Annotated in this window: 17 protein-coding genes and 1 tRNA gene; 2 read left to right on the top strand and 16 right to left on the bottom strand. The window is 38.1% G+C overall.

Translation table 11 applies throughout. The features are described 5' to 3' along the window. The first annotated feature begins 108 nt into the window (after positions 1-108). Entirely contained in the window at positions 109-429 is a 321-nt protein-coding gene (gene flgM, locus PWP26_RS07335) for a flagellar biosynthesis anti-sigma factor FlgM (protein WP_301399327.1), read from the top strand. On the opposite strand, the gene rfaE2 is transcribed toward flgM, so the two are convergent. From rfaE2 to PWP26_RS07310, 5 genes are all read right to left on the bottom strand, one after another. After that, positions 413-1,594 (bottom strand): D-glycero-beta-D-manno-heptose 1-phosphate adenylyltransferase, encoded by a 1,182-nt coding sequence (rfaE2, locus tag PWP26_RS07330; RefSeq protein WP_287568522.1) that lies wholly within the window; start codon positions 1,592-1,594, stop codon positions 413-415. The two genes, flgM and rfaE2, sit on opposite strands and share 17 nt — an antisense overlap. Positions 1,595-1,604: 10 nt before the next feature. Further along, a complete protein-coding gene (locus tag PWP26_RS07325; protein WP_287568525.1) occupies positions 1,605-2,318 on the bottom strand; it encodes a ComF family protein in 714 nt (237 codons plus the stop codon). Continuing rightward, positions 2,302-3,441 carry a M20/M25/M40 family metallo-hydrolase gene (locus PWP26_RS07320; protein ID WP_038061962.1) on the bottom strand — a complete coding sequence of 380 codons (1,140 nt, stop codon included), beginning with the start codon at positions 3,439-3,441 and terminating at the stop codon, positions 2,302-2,304. The genes PWP26_RS07325 and PWP26_RS07320 overlap by 17 nt, the downstream gene beginning before the upstream one ends. Beyond that, positions 3,441-3,713 carry an acylphosphatase gene (locus PWP26_RS07315; RefSeq protein WP_038061960.1) on the bottom strand — a complete coding sequence of 91 codons (273 nt, stop codon included), beginning with the start codon at positions 3,711-3,713 and terminating at the stop codon, positions 3,441-3,443. The genes PWP26_RS07320 and PWP26_RS07315 overlap by 1 nt, the downstream gene beginning before the upstream one ends. Positions 3,714-3,811: 98 nt before the next feature. Beyond that, complete coding sequence (locus PWP26_RS07310; RefSeq protein WP_038061954.1) at positions 3,812-7,039, bottom strand: PDZ domain-containing protein; 3,228 nt, start codon at positions 7,037-7,039, stop codon at positions 3,812-3,814. Positions 7,040-7,291: 252 nt separating this feature from the next. On the opposite strand from PWP26_RS07310, the gene rpsO reads away from it, so the two are divergent. After that, entirely contained in the window at positions 7,292-7,561 is a 270-nt protein-coding gene (gene rpsO / locus PWP26_RS07305; RefSeq protein WP_038061951.1) for a 30S ribosomal protein S15, read from the top strand. Between the two features lie 84 nt (positions 7,562-7,645). On the opposite strand, the gene rpoC is transcribed toward rpsO, so the two are convergent. The 11 genes from rpoC to PWP26_RS07250 all read right to left on the bottom strand — a co-directional run. Then, positions 7,646-11,707, bottom strand: a complete 4,062-nt coding sequence (gene rpoC / locus PWP26_RS07300; RefSeq protein ID WP_287568536.1) for a DNA-directed RNA polymerase subunit beta' — start codon at positions 11,705-11,707, stop codon at positions 7,646-7,648. A gap of 25 nt (positions 11,708-11,732) precedes the next feature. Beyond that, positions 11,733-15,821 carry a DNA-directed RNA polymerase subunit beta gene (gene rpoB, locus PWP26_RS07295; protein WP_301399325.1) on the bottom strand — a complete coding sequence of 1,363 codons (4,089 nt, stop codon included), beginning with the start codon at positions 15,819-15,821 and terminating at the stop codon, positions 11,733-11,735. Positions 15,822-15,935: 114 nt separating this feature from the next. Then, positions 15,936-16,328 (bottom strand): 50S ribosomal protein L7/L12, encoded by a 393-nt coding sequence (rplL, locus tag PWP26_RS07290; RefSeq protein WP_038061942.1) that lies wholly within the window; start codon positions 16,326-16,328, stop codon positions 15,936-15,938. 40 nt (positions 16,329-16,368) lie between these two features. Further along, positions 16,369-16,896 carry a 50S ribosomal protein L10 gene (rplJ, locus tag PWP26_RS07285; RefSeq protein ID WP_038061939.1) on the bottom strand — a complete coding sequence of 176 codons (528 nt, stop codon included), beginning with the start codon at positions 16,894-16,896 and terminating at the stop codon, positions 16,369-16,371. Between the two features lie 160 nt (positions 16,897-17,056). Beyond that, positions 17,057-17,779, bottom strand: a complete 723-nt coding sequence (gene rplA / locus PWP26_RS07280; protein ID WP_038061936.1) for a 50S ribosomal protein L1 — start codon at positions 17,777-17,779, stop codon at positions 17,057-17,059. Positions 17,780-17,790: 11 nt separating this feature from the next. Next, a complete protein-coding gene (gene rplK, locus PWP26_RS07275; protein WP_038061933.1) occupies positions 17,791-18,216 on the bottom strand; it encodes a 50S ribosomal protein L11 in 426 nt (141 codons plus the stop codon). Positions 18,217-18,231: 15 nt separating this feature from the next. Next, positions 18,232-18,759, bottom strand: coding sequence for a transcription termination/antitermination protein NusG (nusG, locus tag PWP26_RS07270; RefSeq protein ID WP_038061930.1), 528 nt, complete (start codon positions 18,757-18,759; stop codon positions 18,232-18,234). A 1-nt stretch (position 18,760) separates the two neighbouring features. Next, positions 18,761-18,982 carry a preprotein translocase subunit SecE gene (gene secE, locus PWP26_RS07265; RefSeq protein ID WP_038061927.1) on the bottom strand — a complete coding sequence of 74 codons (222 nt, stop codon included), beginning with the start codon at positions 18,980-18,982 and terminating at the stop codon, positions 18,761-18,763. Positions 18,983-19,009: 27 nt separating this feature from the next. Then, a tRNA-Trp gene (locus PWP26_RS07260) sits at positions 19,010-19,086 on the bottom strand. A 4-nt stretch (positions 19,087-19,090) separates the two neighbouring features. Then, positions 19,091-19,261 (bottom strand): 50S ribosomal protein L33, encoded by a 171-nt coding sequence (gene rpmG / locus PWP26_RS07255; RefSeq protein WP_038061924.1) that lies wholly within the window; start codon positions 19,259-19,261, stop codon positions 19,091-19,093. Between the two features lie 23 nt (positions 19,262-19,284). Further along, a partial coding sequence (locus tag PWP26_RS07250) for a hypothetical protein (protein WP_301399329.1) occupies positions 19,285-19,387 on the bottom strand: 103 nt, incomplete at its 5' end.

The following is a 19,387-nucleotide window of genomic DNA, read 5'->3' as shown; positions in this document are numbered from 1 at the left end:
GTATTTCTTTAGTCATTTTTTATTATATAATAAACATAAAAAATGACTAAAGAAATACCAACTTGTTCCGATATAAAATATAAACCGTAAAAAGCGAGGTGATATTTAATGAAAATCAACGACTTTTTAGGGGTAAACGTTGAAAATCTTAAGAACTTAAAAGAGGCTAAAAAAAGAGAAGAGGTAGTTTCTTCAGAGGTTAAACCAAAGGAAGGCGAAGCAAAGGCTAAGGAGGCTTCTCCTGCGGTGGTAGAGCTTTCTTCTCAAAACTTAATAGAAAAAGCTGTTAAAAGGGCTTCTCAACTTCCTGAGATAAGAGAAGAAAAGATTGCTCAAATTAAAGCTCAAATCGAGGCCGGGACTTATAACGTCTCTAACAGAGAGATCGCAAGAGCTATGGTAGGTACTCTCCTTAATGAGATTGCTTAATCTTACCTATTAATCCTGTAGTAGAAACTTGATAAGAAAAATCGATACGTATAACTTTTCCTCCATAACTTTTCACAAAATCTGCACCTACAATCTGGTCTTCTTTCCAGTCTGATCCTTTTACTAAAAAATCGGGTTTTAGCTCCTTTATAAGCCTTTCTGGGGTTTCTTCATCAAAGAGAACTATATAATCCACACATTCAAGACCAGAGAGGACCCTGGCTCTAAATTCCTGAGGGTTAACTGGTCTTTCTGGTCCTTTAATTTTTCTTACTGAAAGGTCGCTGTTTAATCCTATGACTAAAAAATCTCCTAAAGACCGTGCCTTTTCGAGATAGTCTACATGGCCGGCATGAAGAAGGTCAAAACATCCGTTGGTAAAAACCATCTTTTGACCCTTAGCCCTTCTTTTAGTCACATGTCTTTTCAGTTCTTCAAGGGTTTTAAGCTTGTTTTTTTGGGGGAAAAATGGGGTTTTAAGCGGATAGATAAGAGGATTAAACCTTTCTGGCAACACAAACTCAAAGACCTCTGGTTGTTTATCCGTAAGCTGAGTTAAAACCTCCCCTTCAGGAGAAACCACCAAAGAAAACCCACATCCGTTGACCCCAACCAGATAAGTTTGATTTTCAACAGCCCTTGCCCAGCTTAGATTCAACCAGTGTTTCATCCTTTCTACAGGCCAAAGAGCAAACACCAAAAGAATGTCTGCACCTGCCTTTATAAGGTCTCTGGCAAACTCAGGAGACCTAAGTTCAAAACAAATCAACACCCCTAAAGAAAAACCTGCTAATTCGAAAATCCTCGTGCCTACACCAGGGGTAAAAGGCTCGTCTAATCCTGGGAAAAGAAGGAATTTTTGGGCTAAAGGTTCTACCTTATCTCTAGTTAAACGATAAACTGCATTAAAAATTCTATCTTCATCATACCAAGGAGCTCCAAGGAGAACTACCTTATCGTTTGATAAAACCTGTGTTATTTCTAAGAGAAAAGATAAAACTTTTTCTTGGTTTAAACTTTTTAAATCTACATCATATCCAGTAAGGGCTAATTCAGGAAAAACCACTAAATTTCCTTTAGCCTTGGTTAAAAGCTCTTTAATGGTCTCTACGTTTTGTTTTAAATCGGAGGTTGGTTTTATTTGAACTAAAGAAATGTTTAGCATCTTTTCCCCTTTACAGCAACTGATTTCTTGCTACCACCAACACGTATACCTCTTTTGCTCCTTTCATCTTTAAAGCTTTAGCTGCTTCGTTTACCGTAGCACCTGTAGTCATTACATCGTCTATAAGAAGAACCTTTTTCTCTTTTATCCAATCTTTGGCTAAAAAGGCTCCTTTTACGTTTTCCCAACGTTCTTTACCGGTAAGCTCGGTTTGAGGTTTGGTACATTTAACCCTGAATATAGCTTCTGAAAAGGGTTTTCTTCCAAGGAAACCCCAGGCTAAAAGAGCACTTTGGTTGAACCCTCGTTCTCTTAACCGCTCAATAGAAAGAGGAACAGGGAGGATCATATCAACATCGCTAAGTAAGAAAGAAAAAAATCCCCTTATCAGTTTTCCCAGGGCAAAAGCCAACCTAAAATCCTGAGCAAACTTTACCCGCAACAGCCACTCAGAAACAGGTTCCTTATACTGAAAAAGGGCAAAAACTCTATCAAAATAAAAGTTTTTTTGGGAACAATAGGAGCAATATTCTATCCTATCTATACCTTTTTCAAGCAGGCTTTCAGATACCAAACTTCCACATCTTTGGCAATAAAGCTTTAAAAAAGGTAGTGTGTTTAAACATCGCCTACAAACAAATACTTCTTGAGGTTTAAGATGATGGTTGCAGACTTCACAAAACTCTGGAAAGAAAAAATCGAGAACTTTATTTAAAAGACTCACCCTTGGCCTTTACGATCTCAACAACAATTTGGGTGGCTTTTACCAGGTCTTTTACCCTGATGAACTCTTCTGTGGTATGAACCTTTTGCATCCCTGTGCCTAAAATTACCGCTTTTTTCCCTCTCTCGTTAAAAATGTTAGCGTCTGACCCTCCCTCCTTCTTTATAAAGGAGAGACTTATTCCTAACTTTTCCCCGGCTTGTTTTATAGGTTGTAAAATAGGGTCATCAGGAAGGATTAAAAAAGCTTGATATAGTTTTTCAAACCTTACAGAAACCTTAGGTAAATCATCTATTTTAGGTTGATAACCTTTTTCTACCTTTGCACAAAGGTCTTCTATCTGTTGAATCATACTTTCTAAGGTCTTTGCGTTATGACTTCTTATCTCTCCTTCTGCCTCTGCAGTTTCTGGCACTATGTTAACGTATTTACCCCCTGAGATAATACCTATGTTCATCGTACTTTCTTGGTCTATTCTCCCGGGATTTAACTCAGCTATCAGTTTTGATAACACGTGAATAGCATTTACCCCTTTTTCTGGTTCAAGACCTGCATGGGCAGCTTTTCCTTTAACCTTAATCTTAAATTTATAGGAAGATGGGGCGCCGATGGTTACTACCTCTGGATTTTCACTGTCTAAAACATATCCTTCTTTAGCATCTATCAATTCTAAATCAAGAAACTTAGCACCTAACAACCCTATCTCTTCGCAGGTGGTAAAAATAAACTCTAAAGGCGGATGGGGGAATCGGTTTTCTCTAAGAACTCTGGCTAATTCTATCAAGATAGCTATACCTGATTTATCGTCAGCCCCGAGGATGGTCCTCCCGTCAGTTTTAAAAACCCCGTTTTCAAAAATAATCTTAGGATTTTCACAAGGACCTACTGTATCAAGGTGAGCACAAAAAAATATAGGAGGAGCTGGGATCATTCCAGGGATTTTAACGATAAGATTTCCTACCTCTGAACCGGTATTTTCTGCAGACTTATCAAAAAAACAACGATATCCAAGAGCCTCAAAGATGTCTGCCAGATAATGAGCAAGTTTTCCTTCTTTTTTCGAAGGACTTTCTATAGAAAGAAGGGTTTGAAATTCTAAAACTAATCTGTCTACATCGATCATTAACGTCTTATCCTAAAATCAGTAAATTCACCTTTATAAGGCTCTTCTATCACCTCTACGTGAGTCACCTTAGCATAAGGAGAGCCTCGATGACACCAGGCTACCATCTGATCGACTGCCTCGTCTTCGCCTTCAAATACCGCCTCAACCCTTCCGTCAGGAAGGTTTCTCACCCAACCTTTTACCCCAAGTCTTAAAGCTTCTTCTTCTGTATAAGCTCTAAAATAAACTCCTTGTACCTTACCAGAGATATAAACATGTACCCTTTTCATAAGGGCTCCCCATCGATCTTTAGTTATAAGCTATGTTTAGAAGTATAATAAACCTTCAACAAAAGTCAAGGCTAAAGTGGGCTTTCGCATAATCTAACTTATAGCTGAGGGTTTTCTTTAGCTTTAGCAAGTTTTTCCAACTCCTCTTCTATTTCCTTTATACGCTTTATAGTCTTAGCCATATATTCTTTTTGTGTAGCTACAGCCTTAAAGTATAGATCTAAGTTCTTTTCAAACTCTTTCATCTTCTTCCAATGGATAAAGATCGTGGTTACATCATACCCAGTATTAACCAAATGATATAAAGTTTTGGTCAATTTCTTGGTGTAATCTCCTATACCAGGGAGGGCATTTACTGCTTTAACCAATCCTTCTGCTATATCTTCCCAGGTTTTGGGATCCATCGAGGCCCAATCTGTAAAATCTTTAGTATCCAAAAGTTGTTGAAATTTTTCAATTTCTTTTACCCTATTTGGATATTTAGAAAATTCATATTTTATATTTTCAAAAATGTTTTCCTGGATCATATCTAACATAACTTCTTTAAATCTGGCTTCACTGCTTGAAATAGCCCTTTCAGTCTTTTCCCTCCACCTTTCAAACTCTTTAGTATTTTCCATGATAATCTTGGTTAACTGGTCTAAGTTGGTTTTCGCAAGCTCAAGTTTATGTCTTAGGTCTGCCAACTCTTCTCTAAGTTTACGCTCATCAGGCAAAAGTCTTTCTTTCTTGATTTGTTTATCCTTTTCAGTCTTAGGTTTTAAATCTTCAGGTTTAGGCTTTAAAGCTGCTACATCTATGAAAGAAGGTTTTTTGGGGTTTAATTGAACCAATTCCTGTTCTATTCTCTTGTAATCTAACGGGTTATTTCTATAACTGTTTAAAAGTTCGTTAAGTTTTTGCAAGGACTCTTTTATCTTAGCTTCTTTAACCTTAGCCTCAGTTAAAATTTGCTGGTACTTTTCTGGGTCAACATCTTTATAACCTTCTGCTACCTTTAAATCTTTTTTCAATTTCACATATTCATCAAGATTAGCCCCGACGACTTCTAAAGTTTTTTGAGTAAAAACTCCTTGAGAGCCTACTGGTAAAGAACTAAGTTTAGGACTAACTGTAGGAGGTATTTTAATCCCTAAGCTCCCAAGGTCGATATGACCAACCATAGCTTGAGCACTTTTTTCAGCAAGGGCTCTGGCAGCCTCAAGGTCGCCTGCAAGGGCTGAAGCTACAGCCTTTTCAGCTAAAGCTGAGCTTGCTGCAAGCTGATGAAGTGCATCTTTGGTTTCTATATACTTTCCCTGTATCCAAGCATTACTTTTTTCAGTATAGTCTATACCTCCTCCATGGTTTTCAACAAAAAAGGAAAAGGTATCTCTTGTTTTTGAAGAATAAAAGGCGGCTACTGTAGTTCCAGTAACCCCATCAAGGCTTTCTAACTCTACTTTTTGGTAATGCGGCAAGGTTACCTTAAGACCATTGACATGAATCCATCTGGCTAAAGCTATTATCTTCTGAACCTCTCGCATAGTATGAAGAGAAGGAAATATCTGAGCAAATTCTTCGTATCTTTCTGTTAATGTTTGTGAATATTCTTTTAAGATCTCATTATACCAAGAAGGCATACCTGAAGATAGACTTTCACTACCAATTTTAACCTCAGATTTCCCAAAATAAATCGCTGATTTATCTTGACTAACCTTTAACTCAACTCTCCCAGGAAAAAGCCAGTATCTATCAAAACCACTTTGCATCATCTGAAACTCTTTGCCTTTTCCCTTTTCCTCAGCTTTTTTACTGAGGTAAGCCACAAAAGGATCAAAATCTTTAAGAGTCGCTGTCTCAGGGTTTATTGTGGTTAAGTATTTTAAAGTATAGTCTGCATAAAAGAAAATTTTAGCCATATATGTATCCGAGGGAAGGTTATAGTAAGTAGGCTTAACTTCAATCGCCGGCAGTCTAAAACGCTTTTTTAGAAAAGTATCACTTAAAACAAGGTTATTTATTAAAAAATCTATAAGGAACTCTGATTGGATTTTTTCTACTCTTTTATTAGCAAATTCGCTTAGTTCTAAGTCTATTTTGCCTGTTTTTGGGGCTCTTCTTAATAGATCATTTATGGTATGTTCGTCTACCCCAATACCTTTAAAAAGGTTTACGTAAAAAAGAAATAGTAATCTCCGAGTGGCTTCCCAATTATCTATCTGACCGGTATTAAACAAAGTCCTTATTTTTTCAAAATCCTCTATAAGTCCCATTGTTTCGTAAACTTGTCTAAACCAGTGTCCCGCATTTTCCATACCATACGCTTCTGCAAACTTCTGAAATCCCCACCATTCCACCACAGCCTGCCCATACTTACCCTCAAATCCTAACGCCTTAAAGACTTTAATGAAAAAACTTTGCAGATTAAAATACATCTCAAGCTGCTCTTTGCTGTCAAACCTCCAATTTTTTGATTTTGGATCCCACCTAAGATAAGCATTAAATTCCTCTGGGGTTATAGAAAATTTCTTAAGCCTTGCTAAAAGTATCTGTTTTTCTGGCAGCTGGTTATCAGAATATAAAATCTCTTTAAAAATACTTGACAACCAGTTAGTCCCATAACTTGGGTCTCTACTAACCCTTGAGATCTCTTTATCAAAAATATTTTTTATCTCTTTTAACGCCCTTTCTGTGTTTGGGGTTGGGTCTAAAGAAAAAGATGGATAGGGATATTTCAAAGCCTCGTCTAATATCTGAAAATAAGGTAGAGGACCAGTTTTATACCTGTCATCATAATGTCCAACAAACGTAATCTCTCCGGTGTTTTTATCTATGAAAACTGCGTCTAAAACGTTGATAGAAGAAACTTTGGTAAATAAACTATCTTTTTCAGAAACTTCATAAACCTCCACTTTTTTGTTTGCCTTTTCTATCAACCTCTGCCCTGAATAACTATCAGAAGAAACTCTTTTTATTTCCTGAGGAGCTCTAACCACAACCCCTAAGTTTGGATTTTCCGGGTGTACATGGGTAGAAACATTAAAAATCTTGCCGTTTCTTAAAACTGACATCACGATGTTGGGGTTGTTCCCACTGAGAGTCCCTGATAAGACAAGAGTTTTTATGTTTTCTACAGAAACCGGCTGGTTGTTAATCGTTAAAATGATATCTCCTGGGTTTAATCCTGCTTTAGCGGCTGGAGATCCCGTTACCACGTTGATTACATAAACTCCTTCAGTTTTTAACAATTCTGACCTTACCTCCCTCTTAGCAAGAGCCCATGATACAAAAATCAAGTTTATCAAGATTAGAAGAACCAAAACCCAGATTCCTCTTTTAAACATCTTTGCACTTCTCTATTTTAATAAAAACCATAACAAACAGAATTGAAATATCAAAATAAAAACCTCATAAAATATCATTAAAAAATTTTTTCAACATTAAATTAACATTACTGCTAAAAAAATTTTAGACAAAAAGGCAATAGGCCAAACTTAGGTTTGTATTTTTTCAAAAATCAGTTATATTTAAGATAACTGCTTGGGGGTGGAATAAGCCTTCCCCAGGCTTAAAAATACAAAAAGGAGGTTGAGTGTATGCCTTTAGACCCGGAGTTAAAGCAAGAGATCATCCAAACTTTCCAGCGTCACCCCAACGACACAGGTTCTCCAGAGGTTCAGATTGCCTTGCTAACCGCAAGGATAAAACAACTGGAGGAACACCTAAAAACTCATCGCAAAGACTTTCATTCAAGAAGAGGTCTTATGAAGTTGATCGGTCAGAGAAGGGCTCTTTTAAACTATCTTAAAAGAACAGATTTTAACAGATATCAGATTTTGCTTCAGAAAATAGGACTTAAAAAGTAAGCTCAAAAATTCAATCCTTTAAAAACAAATAAAAAAGGGAGGGTTTTTGAAACCCTCCCTTTTTTATTTAAAGTCTATTTGGTCTTACAGCCATCCTTTTTCTTCGTAAACAATCCTTCCTGTCCCTGCAGGAATTAACCTTCCAATGATTACGTTTTCTTTTAGTCCCTTTAGATAGTCTACCTTACCGGCAATAGAGGCCTCGGTAAGAACTCTCGTAGTTTCCTGGAAGGAGGCAGCAGACAACCAGGAATCAGTAAGCAAGGCTGCTTTTGTTATACCAAGGATTACAGGTTCGGCTACTGCTGGTTTACCTCCAGTAGCTATGATTTTTTCGTTTTCCTCTTCAAACTTAACCTTATCCACATACTCACCGATCATAAAATTGGTATCGCCTGGGTCTTTTATTTTCACTTTTTTAAGCATCTGTTTTACGATAACCTCAAAGTGTTTGTCGTTTATCTTAACACCTTGAAGTCTGTAAACTTCCTGAATCTCTTCAACCAAAAACCTTGCAACCCCTTTAACTCCTTTAACTTTTAGGATATCGTGAGGGTTAGGAGAACCTTCCACCAAAGGATCTCCAGCTTTAACCACATCGCCTTCTCTTACCAAAATATGTTTACCTTTAGAGATATAGTACTCTAAAGGCTCTCCTACCTCAGGTTGAATAACTATCTTTTTCTTACCTCTGGCTTCTTTTTCAAACACTACCGTTCCATCGATCTCAGTGATAGTAGCATACTCTTTAGGTTTACGTGCTTCAAATAAATCGGTAACCTTAGGAAGACCTCCGGTAATGTCTTTAGCTTTCAAAGTTTCTCGAGGAATTCTTGCGATGATATCTCCTGCCTTTACCATCTCTCCTTCTTGAACGCTGATGATAGCTCCTACCGGTAGCTCATATCTGGCTTTACCTCTTCCGTCTGGAAGGTCGATGGTTCTTCCTTTCTCATCTTTGATAGAAATCCTTGGTCTATAGTCGGTAAGTTTGTAGTCTCTTACGATAATACTTGCTCTACCGGTGGTTACGTCTATCTTTTCATCAACCGTTACCCCGTCTATGATATCTCCAAACTTTACCCTTCCAGAAACTTCGGCGATGATAGGTGTGGTATAAGGATCCCATTCTACCAAGAGGTCTCCAGGTTTTACCTCTTGACCTTCTTCTACTTTAATCTTAGCACCATAGGTGACTGGATATTTTTCTAAAATCCTACCGTCAGGAGACACGATAGCAATCTCTCCTTGTCTGTTTAAAGCCACTAAAGTACCATCTTCCCTTCTAACCAGTCTTAAATTAAGAAACTTTATCAAACCTCTTGACTGAGCTCTGTGTTCGCTTTGTTCTAAAGCCTTACCTACCGCACCTCCGATGTGGAAGGTTCTCATCGTAAGCTGAGTTCCAGGTTCTCCAATAGACTGAGCGGCAATAATCCCTACGGCTTCTCCTATCTCTACCAACTTTCCAGTAGCAAGGTCTCTTCCATAACACTTTCTACAAACTCCATGCTTTGCCTCACAGGTAAGCACAGACCTTATCATGACCTTCTCTATTCCTGCTTCTTTAAGCTTTTTAACCCCTTCTTCATCTATTTCTTGATTAGCTTCGATCAATACCTCTCCTGTAATAGGGTCTAAAATATCTTCTAAGGCAACCCTTCCCAACACTCTATCCCAAACAGGTTCGATAATCTCACCTGCCTCAATAAGATGACCTACCTCTATACCATCTATGGTTCCACAATCTTCTTCAGTTACCACACAGTCTTGAGCAACATCTACTAATTTTCTTGTTAAATATCCGGCATTAGCGGTTTTTAAAGCTGTGTCTGCAAGTCCTTTACGGGCTCCATGGGTAGACACAAAGTATTCCAAAACTGAAAGCCCTTCTCTGAAATTACTTTTAATCGGTGTTTCAATAATTTCTCCAGAGGGTTTAGCCATCAAACCTCTCATACCAGCAAGCTGCCTTATCTGATCTTTAGAACCACGAGCTCCAGAAAAGGCCATGATGTAGACTGGGTTAAAGCTGGGACCTATCACTTTCTCTCCGTTAGGTCCGATATATTCCTTGGTTTCCATTTCTTTAATCATCTCTTCAGTAACACGCTCAGTAGCATTAGACCATATATCTATTGCTTTGTTATACCTTTCACTCTCGGTGATCAAACCTTCTCTATACTGCTCCCAGATCTCTGCAATCTTTCTATCTGCCTCAGCCAAAATTTCCGCTTTTTTCTTAGGAATGGTAAGATAATCCACAGAAATAGAAAGAGCAGCTTCAGTAGCTTGTGCAAACCCCAAATCTTTTAATTTATCCGCAAAAATTACTGTTTTCTTAATACCTGCTCTACGATAAGAAATGTCTATCAACTTTTGAAGCTCTTTTTTGGTCAATGGTTTATTATACTCTTCAAAAGGAATCTCTTCGGGAACGATGGTCGAAAACAGGACTCTACCTACCGTTGTATCTAAAAGTTTACCATCAATCCTTACCTTTATCTTCGCTTGTAGATGGACAGCTCCTGTCTGATATGCAAGGATCACCTCATCTTTATCTCTAAAAACTTTACCTTCTCCCTTCGCAAAAGGACGTTCTAACGTCATGTAGTAAATTCCTAAAACCATATCTTGGGTAGGATAAACTACAGGAATACCGTTTGCAGGAAGAAGAATGTTGTTGGTTGAAAGAATAAGAACTCTATTTTCTATCTGCGCCTCTACCGAAAGCGGAACGTGCACAGCCATCTGGTCTCCGTCAAAGTCAGCGTTATAAGCTACACAGACCAGTGGATGTAACTGGATAGCCTTTGTGTCTATCAACACTGGTTCAAAGGCCTGAATACCTAACCTATGCAAAGTAGGAGCACGGTTTAACATTACCGGATATTCTTTTACGATCTCATCAAGGGCATCCCAAACTGCAGGATGTTCCTCTTCCACCAACCTTTTAGCGGTTTTGATGTTGGTAGCATATCCATGCTTTTCTAACCAACCATAAATATAGGGTTTAAAAAGTTCTAAAGCCATCTTCTTAGGCAAACCACACTGATACATTCGTAACTCAGGACCTGCGGTAATAACAGACCTACCTGAAAAATCCACTCTTTTACCTAAAAGATTCTGTCTAAATCTACCTTGTTTACCCTTAAGAATATCAGAAAGACTTTTTAAAGGCCTTCTATTAGGCCCCATCACAGGACGTCCTCTTCTTCCGTTATCAAAAAGGGCATCAACAGCCTCTTGTAACATCCTCTTTTCGTTTTTCAAAATTATTTCAGGAGCATCAAGGTCTATCAACTTTTTAAGTCTCACGTTACGGTTGATAACCCTTCTGTAAAGGTCGTTTAAGTCTGAGGTAGCAAATCTACCCCCCTCTAAAGGTACTAAAGGCCTCAACTCAGGTGGAATAACTGGTATAACCTTTAAAATCATCCATTCAGGCCTATTACCTGACTGTTTAAATGCTCTAGCTATCTGAAGTCTTTTACCAAGTTTCTTTCTGCGAGCCTCACTGTGAGTGGTTTGAAGCTCTATCTGGATATCCTGAATAAGCTTATCAAGGTCTATGTTTCTTAAAAGCTCATAAATAGCTGAAGCCCCTGTATCAGCTACTATCTGGTCTCCATACATCTCTTTTAAAGCGTAGTATTTATCTTCAGTAAGAATGGTACCCACAGGAAATTCTTCTACTTGGCTTTCTATGACTACATATCTTTCTAAATAAAGAATAGATTCTACTTCTTTAAGTGTCATGTTGAGTAAAAGACCTATTTTAGAGGGAATACTTCTTAAATACCAAATATGAGCTACCGGTGCAGCCAACTCAATATGTCCCATTCTTTCTCTTCTAACCTTGCTCTGGATAACCTCAACCCCGCACTTCTCACAGATAACCCCTCTATGTTTCATTCCACGATACTTACCACAAAGACACTCATAATCCCTAATAGGACCAAAAATTTTAGCACAAAATAAACCATCCTTTTCAGGCTTCAAAGTTCTATAGTTAATCGTCTCTGGTTTTTTAACCTCTCCGTAGCTCCATTCTCTTATTTTTTCAGGAGAGGCTAATCCTATTTTTAATGCCTTTATTTTCATTACATCTTTAGGTTTTTCTAAAATAGAAAGGAGTTCTTTCATTATATAAACACCCCCCTTTTGTTTTTTATTCTTCTATAGTTTCTATATCAAGGCAAAGACCTTGTAACTCTTTGGTTAACACCTTAAAGCTTTCAGGCATACCTCCTTCTAAGAAGTTTTTACCTTTAACCAGTTTTTCATACATCTTGGTACGTCCTTCTACATCGTCACTTTTAACCGTAAGGAACTCATGAAGAGTATAAGCAGCTCCATAAGCCTCTATAGCCCAGACTTCCATCTCTCCCAATCTCTGCCCACCGAACTGAGATTTTCCTCCAAGGGGTTGCTGGGTTATTAAGGAGTAAGGCCCAGTAGAACGAGCATGGATCTTATCATCAACCAAGTGATGAAGTTTTAACATATACATATAACCTACGGTTACCGGTTCAGAGAAAGGTTCTCCTGTCATACCATTATAAAGAACAGTAGTTCCACTTTCATTTAACCCAGCTAAAGACAACCACTTTTTAATCTCTTCCTCCTTAGCCCCTGCAAAAACAGGAGTAGCAATAGGAATTCCATCCGCAAAACCTTTAGCAAGCTCTAATATTTCTTCATCAGTCTTACCTTCTACTAACTTCTCATATTCGTCTTCATAAAAAATCTCTTTTAAAAGCGCCTTTACACTTTCTACCTGATATTCTTGAGCCAATTTGCTTAACTTCTCACCTAACTCCTTACAAGCCCATCCCAGATGAGTTTCAAGAAGCTGACCTATGTTCATACGAGAAGGAACACCTAAAGGTGAAAGGATCATATCTACCGGAGTTCCGTCAGGCAAATAGGGCATGTCCTCGATAGGAACGATTTTAGAAACCACACCTTTGTTTCCATGTCTTCCTGCCATCTTATCTCCTGGCTGAAGCTTTCTCTTCATGGCTACATAAACCTTCACCACCTTTAAAACACCAGGGGGCAGTTCATCTCCTTTCTTTATCCTATTAATGTGTGTTTCATACTCTTCTATAATCTCTTTTCTCCTCTTTTCATAAGCTTTTATAATCTCAGAAACTACCTCTTTTTTAGCCGAGGGAACTATATCTTTCAACTTAGTTAACAGAGAAGTAGGCAAAGTCTTAAGTTTCTCTAAGGTCAAAGCCTCTCCCTTGTTGATAAAAACCTGCCCCTCTCTTTCAAGCTCAGCAGTAGCTACCTCTCCATTTAAAACATAAGCCAATCTGTTTACTGTATATCTAAAAAGAACTTCTAAAACAGCTGCTTGGTTTCTCAAAAGTTTAGCTATAGTTTCATCTTCCTTTTGTTTAGCTCTTGCATCTTTTTCTATACCTTTTCGGGTAAGAATCTTGGTATCTATTACAATACCTTCTATACCTGCAGGAACTCTTAAAGAAGTGTCTTTTACATCTTTTGCTTTTTCTCCAAAAATAGCTCTTAAAAGTTTTTCCTCAGGAGTAAGAGTTGTCTCTCCTTTAGGGGTTACCTTCCCTACTAAAATATCTCCAGGTTTTACATAACTCCCTATTTTTATTATACCGCTTTCATCAAGATTGGTTAAAAGTTCTTCACTTACGTTAGGGAGATCCCTTGTAATTTCTTCTCTTCCAAGCTTAGTCTCCCTGGCAACACATTCAAACTCCTCTATATGAATAGAGGTAAAAACATCGTCTCTCACCAACCTTTCAGAAATGATGATAGAGTCCTCAAAATTATAACCTCTCCAAGGCATAAAAGCTACCAAAACATCTTTACCCAACGCTAATTCTCCTTGGCTAATAGAGGGCCCGTCTGCCAAAATCTCTCCTTTTTTAACCCTCTGTCCTGGTTTCACGATAGGTCTTTGTGAAAAGCAAGTATTCTGGTTAGAGTTTTTCCATTTAATTAACTCATAAATTTTTACTTCAGGAAGCTCTCCTTCTTTAGGATCATATTTTACCACTATCCGGGTGCTGTCTACATCTTCAACCACACCATCAGCTTCTGCCACTACCACCATACCTGAGTTTAAAGCCACCACCTTTTCCATACCAGAACCGACCAAAGGAGCCTTAGTTTTTATCAAAGGGACAGCCTGTCGTTGCATGTTAGATCCCATAAGTGCACGGTTAGCGTCATCGTGTTCAAGGAAGGGGATCAAAGAACTGGAAACACTAACCACCTGAGCAGGCATAAGGTCTATCAAATCAACCTCGTCCCTATGAGCTATAACGAACTCTCCGTTTTTTCTGGCAGGAACATATTCATCCAAAATATTTCCTTGTTTATCCAGTCTAATAGTAGATTGAGCTATAACCAAATCTTTTTCTTCAGCAGCATTCAAGTAAATTACTTGATCTGTAACCCTACCATCTTTAACCATTCTATATGGTGTTTCTAAAAATCCATAAGGATTGGTCTGGGCAAACGTGGTAGGAGAAACAATCAAACCGATGTTTGGACCTTCAGGGGTTTCGATAGGACAGATCCTTCCATAATGACTGGGATGAACGTCTCTAACCTCAAAACCTGCCCTTTCTCTGGTCAAACCACCTGGTCCTAAAGCAGAAAGTCTTCTTTTATGGGTAAGCATGGAGAGAACGTTGGTTTGGTCCATAAACTGAGAAAGCTGACCCTGGGCAAAAAACTCTTTTACCGCACCCACAACAGGTTTGCTGTTTATAAGCTCTACAGGGGTTATCTCTTCAAGGTCTTGAAGCTGGAGTTTTTCTTTTATCGCCCTTTCCATCCGCATAAGACCTATAAGAAACTGATTTTCTACCAATTCTCCTACTGCTCTAACCCTTCTGTTGGAAAGACTGTCTATATCGTCTCCTTCTTCCTCTCTTTCCCTAAGTCTTATCAATTCCTTTAAAATGGCTATCACGTCTTGCCTAGTAAGTACCCTTTGAGTAATTGGAATATCTAAGTTTAAACGTAGGTTGATTTTATAACGGCCTATTTCTGAAAGGTCATAAGTCTCAGGATCAAAAAAGAGAGACCTAAAGTAAGCCTCTGCCACTTCATAACTTACAGGGCTTGAAGGACGCATTTTTCTATAGATTTCGATAAGAGCCTCTTCCCTGTTTTTTGCTTTATCACTTTTTAAAGCCTCTCTCACAGAAGAAGTATAGTAATGAGGATTTATAAAAAGAACTTTTACCTCGTTTATACCTTTCTCTCTAAGTAAATCTAATTTTTCCTTAGTTATTTCCTGGTTGGTCTCTAAAAGAACCTCACCAGTACCTGCTGGGTCTACCACATCTTTAGCACAAATCTTACCTATCAGAGCTTCGTCAGTCAATTTTATAGAGGTAATACCTAACCTTTTTAGTTTTTTTATCAACCCTGCGGTAATAACCTTGCCTTTTTTTAAGATAACCTCTCCGGTCTCTGGATTAACGATATCAAAATCTGCTTTTTGGCCTGCTAAAAGTTCGTAATCTAAAACTCTTTCTACACCTTCCTCTAAGATTAAGTAAGTCTCTGTAGGATAAAAGATAGATAAAATTTCTTCCTCAGTCATTCCCATAGCCTTAAGAAAAACAGTAGCTAAAATGTTTTTTCTTTTGTCTATTCTTACAAAAAATCTCCCTTTATAATCATAAATAAAGTCTAACCAAGACCCTTTAACCGGAATAACTCTTGCAATATAGGTTAACCTACCTGCTTTAGCATGAGTTTTTTCTTTTTCAAAGACAACACCAGGAGAACGCTGAAGTTGATTGACAATAGCACGTTCTGTCCCATTTATGATAAACCTTCCGTCTTCAGTCATCAAAGGAATGGTGCCAAAATATACCTCTTGCTCTTTAACATCTTTAATACTCTTTATACCAGTTTCTGGGTCTAAGTCATAGGTTACCAACCTTACCTTTAATTTCATCGGAGCTTCATAGGTTAAACCTTTATCTTTAGCCTCTTCCGGGGTATATTTTGGTTCTAAAATTTTATAATCTATATATTCTAAAACCGCTGTCTCAGAGTAATCTCTTATCGGAAATACTGATTTAAAACACCTATGAATACCTACGTCTAGTCTGTTTTCTGGAGGGGTTTTGGCCTGTAAAAACTTCTCATAGGATTCCTTAGGTATTTTTAAAAGATTAGGTACTTCTTGGATCTGTTTTGTTTTAGCAAAACTTTTACGAATAGATACATTCCTTTGGTTGTTTAGCATTTTTATGATCCCCTCCCCGGATTTTTATAAATGACAAAAAGGGTTTCCCCAAAAATAGGGGAAACCCTTTGAAAAAGTAGATTTTAGAAAATAAAGTTTTAAACTATGCAAGGCTTACTTGATTTCTACTTTGGCACCTACTTCTTCTAATTTTTTCTTAATCTCTTCTGCTTCGTTCTTGCTAACGCCAGTTTTTACTGGCTTGGGCGCACTTTCAACTAAATCCTTAGCCTCTTTTAACCCTAATCCTGTAATTTCCCTTACCACCTTGATTACATTAATCTTGTTGGCACCAGCTTCAGTCAAAATTACATCAAATTCTGTTTTTTCCTCAGCTGGAGCAGCTTCAGCAGAAGCACCAGCCACAGCACCCACAGCTGCCACAGCTGCCACAGGAGCAGCCGCAGTTACACCAAACTTCTCCTCCAACTCTTTGATGAATTGAGAAAGTTCTAAAACAGTCATGTTGGCGATAAACTCGATGACTTCCTCTTTGGTTACTGGCATTTCCTAATCCCTCCTTTTGCTTTTTTTCTATTTTTAAATTTTACTCACCTTTTGCCTTCTTTTCTTCAATAGCCTTAAGCACATAAAGGAAATTCCTGATAATAGCCGCCAACACTCCAACAAAGTTGGACACTGGAGCCTGTATAGTACCAAGAACCTGAGCCAACAAAACCTCTCTTGGAGGAAGTTTAACTAAATCTTCAATGTATTCAGGTTTATAACCTTTGCCCTGTATTACAAAACCTTTTATTTGTAAAGATGGATGTTTTTTTACAAAATCGTTTAAAACCTTAGCAATCTCTACCGGGTCTTGATATGCAAAAACCAAAGCTGTAGGCCCTTCGATATAATCGTTTATAGGTTTAAAATCTGTATTTTCAGAGGCAATCCTGATAAGTGTATTTTTAATAACCCTAAATTCGCCTCCCTTTTCCCTGATAAGTTTTCTTATTTCATTGCTCTCAGCTACCGTAAATCCTTTAAAAGAAGTTACAAAAACCCCCTGCGACTTAACAAATTTCTCTTTTACATCTTTAATGATTTCTGCCTTACGAGCTCGGGTAAGCAATTCTATACCTCCTTAAAAAATTTAAACACCTGAAAGGGTACCCTTTCGCCTATAGTAGGCTGAGGAAGCTTCCTCATTTAAGCCAAAATGGCACCTACTAATCTTTGGCCCCAAGAGATACCCTGCTCTTGAAGGACCTCAAGGGGCACAAACCTCTAAATTAATCTCCAGAATATCTCTGGATTAAATTTTTTACCTCGTTAGGGTCAACCTTAATGCCAGGGCCCATCGTAGTAGAGATAGCAATACTCTTTATATATTGTCCCTTGGCTGCAGGAGGCTTAGCCTTTAATAAAGCTTCAAAAAATGCAGCCATGTTTTCCAAAATTTTCTTTTCACCAAAAGAAACCTTACCTACAGGAACATGAACCACCGCACCTCTATCTACCTTAAAATCAACCTTACCTGCCTTAATGTCTTTTACCGCTTTAGCCACATCAAAAGTTACTGTCCCTGTCTTAGAGCTTGGCATAAGACCTCTTGGCCCTAAGATTTTACCTAACTTACTAACAGCAGGCATCATATCTGGAGTAGCTATTACTTTATCGAACTCAAGCCAATTTTCTTTTTGAATTTTTTCAATAAGATCTTCGTCACCTACATAATCTGCACCAGCCTCTAAAGCTTCTTTAGCTTTATCTCCTTTAGCAAAAACTAATACCCGAGGTGTTTTTCCTGTTCCATGAGGCAAAACCACAGACCCTCTAACCATTTGGTCTGCATGCCTTGGGTCAACTCCCAATTTTACCGCCACCTCTACCGTTTCATCAAAATTAGCATAAGCTGTATCTAAAGCAAGTTTAACCGCCTCTTCAAAGGTATATTTTTTCGTTCTATCAACTTTAGCCAAAGCCTCTCTATACTTCTTACCATGCTTAGCCATACCACCTCTCCTTAATCTACGATTTGAACTCCCATACTTCTGGCTGTGCCTTCTATAGTCCTAATAGCAGCCTCTAAAGATGCTGCCGTAAGATCTTTCATCTTCATTTTAGCTATCTCTTCTAACTGTTTACGAGTAATCTTACCTACTATCTCCTTACCAGGAGCATGAGCTCCTGTTTCGATACCGATCGCTTTTTTAATAAGCACCGAAGCAGGCGGAGTCTTCAACTCAAAAGTAAAAGAACGGTCTGCATAAACAGTAATCACCACAGGAATAATATAACCTTCCTGTCCGCGGGTCTTTTCGTTAAACGCCTTAACAAACTCCATGATATTAACACCATGCTGACCCAACGCCGGACCAACAGGTGGTGCCGGAGTAGCTTGACCTGCAGGAAGTTGTAATTTTATTTGTGCTATTACTTTTTTAGCCATACCTCTCTATCCCCCTTAAATCTTCTGTAAATAAGCAAACTCTATTTCTACAGGAGTCTCTCTTCCAAATATACTTACCAGCACCTTAACCTTACCTTTGTCAGGCTTAACCTCATCTACCACCCCTATAAAGTTGGCAAAAGGCCCTTCCGTAATCCTAACTCTATCACCTTGAGTAAATTGATAACGAGGTTTAGGCTTTATTTCTTCTACTACCAACTGAGAAATAAGCTTTTCAACCTCTTCGGTTCTAAAAACATAAAGCCTATCCCCACCTATCACATCAAGAACACCTTCAAGCCTCTTTATCTCTTCTTTTAACTCTTCATCTATTTCACCTAGCATCAAAAAGTATCCAGAATAAAAAAACTTAACAAATTGCTTCTCCGGAGAAAAAGTAACCTCTATCTCCTTTGAAGGAGGTACAAAAAAGCGTTCTACCTTATTAGACATTCCCTTGCGGGACAAAAGTTCTTCTACCATAGCTTTAACCTTTTCTTCCCACCCAGACCAAACCTGTACTGAATACCAAACTTTAGCCACCTTACCTCACCAAAATAGAGATTATGAAGTTATATATTATATCCAAAATTCCTAAATATGCACCTATAAAAAGACTAAAAATCACCACCATCAACGTTCCCATAAAAACCTGTTTCTTAGGAGCCCACGTAATCTTTTTAGCTTCTATTTTAACCTCTTTTAAAAATCTTACCACCCTATCTTTAAAATTTTCTTTGTTTAAATCTTGATCTTTTAAAGCCATAAAAACCCTATCCTAAAAAATAAAAAATGGCAGGCCAGGAGGGACTTGAACCCCCAACCTTCGGATTTGGAGTCCGATGCTCTGCCAAGTTGAGCTACTGGCCTACCATTATTTTTTCACTTCCTTATGTATAGTATGTCTTCTATCCCAAGGACAATACTTTTTAAGCTCTAACCTATCAGGCGTATTTCTTCTGTTTTTGGTAGTAGTATAATTAATTCTTTTACATTCCGTGCACTGTAAATGAATAATTACCCTTGCCTCTCCCTTTTTAGCCATCTTTAAAAACCCCTATATTACTTTTACTCTATTATTTTAGTTACTACACCAGCACCAACAGTCCTTCCACCTTCTCTAATCGCAAACCTCAAACCCTCTTCCAACGCAACAGGCTTGATTAACTCA

The sequence above is a fragment of the Thermodesulfobacterium sp. genome, from assembly GCF_030445475.1.
Lineage (GTDB): Bacteria > Desulfobacterota > Thermodesulfobacteria > Thermodesulfobacteriales > Thermodesulfobacteriaceae > Thermodesulfobacterium > Thermodesulfobacterium commune.
The sequence above is the reverse complement of the archived record's forward strand: the minus strand, read 5'-3'. Positions and strand labels throughout refer to the sequence as shown.

Coding starts and splice junctions, on each gene's coding strand:
- rplK (WP_038061933.1), bottom strand. CDS start 18,216: ATGGCTAAAAAAGTAATAGCACAAATAAAATTACAACTTCCTGCAGGT.
- rpmG (WP_038061924.1), bottom strand. CDS start 19,261: ATGGCTAAAAAGGGAGAGGCAAGGGTAATTATTCATTTACAGTGCACG.
- rplA (WP_038061936.1), bottom strand. CDS start 17,779: ATGGCTAAGCATGGTAAGAAGTATAGAGAGGCTTTGGCTAAAGTTGAT.
- rplL (WP_038061942.1), bottom strand. CDS start 16,328: ATGCCAGTAACCAAAGAGGAAGTCATCGAGTTTATCGCCAACATGACT.
- PWP26_RS07310 (WP_038061954.1), bottom strand. CDS start 7,039: ATGTTTAAAAGAGGAATCTGGGTTTTGGTTCTTCTAATCTTGATAAAC.
- rpoB (WP_301399325.1), bottom strand. CDS start 15,821: ATGCTAAACAACCAAAGGAATGTATCTATTCGTAAAAGTTTTGCTAAA.
- rpoC (WP_287568536.1), bottom strand. CDS start 11,707: ATGAAAGAACTCCTTTCTATTTTAGAAAAACCTAAAGATGTAATGAAA.
- rpsO (WP_038061951.1), top strand. CDS start 7,292: ATGCCTTTAGACCCGGAGTTAAAGCAAGAGATCATCCAAACTTTCCAG.
- rfaE2 (WP_287568522.1), bottom strand. CDS start 1,594: ATGCTAAACATTTCTTTAGTTCAAATAAAACCAACCTCCGATTTAAAA.
- PWP26_RS07315 (WP_038061960.1), bottom strand. CDS start 3,713: ATGAAAAGGGTACATGTTTATATCTCTGGTAAGGTACAAGGAGTTTAT.
- PWP26_RS07320 (WP_038061962.1), bottom strand. CDS start 3,441: ATGATCGATGTAGACAGATTAGTTTTAGAATTTCAAACCCTTCTTTCT.
- flgM (WP_301399327.1), top strand. CDS start 109: ATGAAAATCAACGACTTTTTAGGGGTAAACGTTGAAAATCTTAAGAAC.
- secE (WP_038061927.1), bottom strand. CDS start 18,982: ATGGCTTTAAAAGATCAAGATTTAAACAAAGAAAATTTTAAAGATAGG.